The following is a 591-nucleotide window of genomic DNA, read 5'->3' on the forward strand; positions in this document are numbered from 1 at the left end:
TTTTTCCTGCGCAAAGTCTTTGAATAGCTTCCTGACCTCACGGTGGTCGTCGAGAAGCATTGACAGCACGGTACGTTGGGCGACTGGAATCTCTGCCTTGTTCATGGAGTGCTCCTGAAATGATTTGCTCTCGTCTGGTGAGCAAACGTCATACCGGCGCCCTCATTTCCTCTGGGCCGGTTTCTTGCTCCAGAAGCCGTCACGGATCGCGGGCAGTCGATCAGTCTGAAGACTGCGCAGTACCGTCCGCATTTTCCGAACGAATCCACTTTATTGGAGACAACGTGATGGACTACACGACATCAAATGCAGCTTTGACATCAGGCGCAACAACACCAGGTGTACGCATGCGCATCATCGGACGCGATGAATCGTCATCGCTAGGCCCAGGCCCTGAATTGATGGGGGCCGATACCCTTGAAGGGGACCGTGTGGTCAACACACGCGGGGAAGATCTGGGCAAGATCACCGACAACATGCTTGATGTTCAACGTGGGCGAATCGCCTACGCGGTGCTTTCGGTGGGAGGCTTCCTGGGGATTGGTGACAAGCTGTTCGCCGTTCCGTGGGGGGCGATGGCGCTTGATATCG

General features: G+C 55.5%; 1 protein-coding gene. It reads left to right on the forward strand.

The annotated features are described in order from the left end of the window. Nucleotides 1-347: 347 nt before the first annotated feature. Nucleotides 348-591, forward strand: a 244-nt coding sequence (locus ACRYR9_RS19880) for a PRC-barrel domain-containing protein (protein ID WP_432540242.1), incomplete at its 3' end; no start/stop codon positions are given.

Origin of the sequence: Kineococcus auxinigenes (assembly GCF_050871525.1) — a bacterium.
Lineage (GTDB): Bacteria > Actinomycetota > Actinomycetes > Actinomycetales > Kineococcaceae > Kineococcus.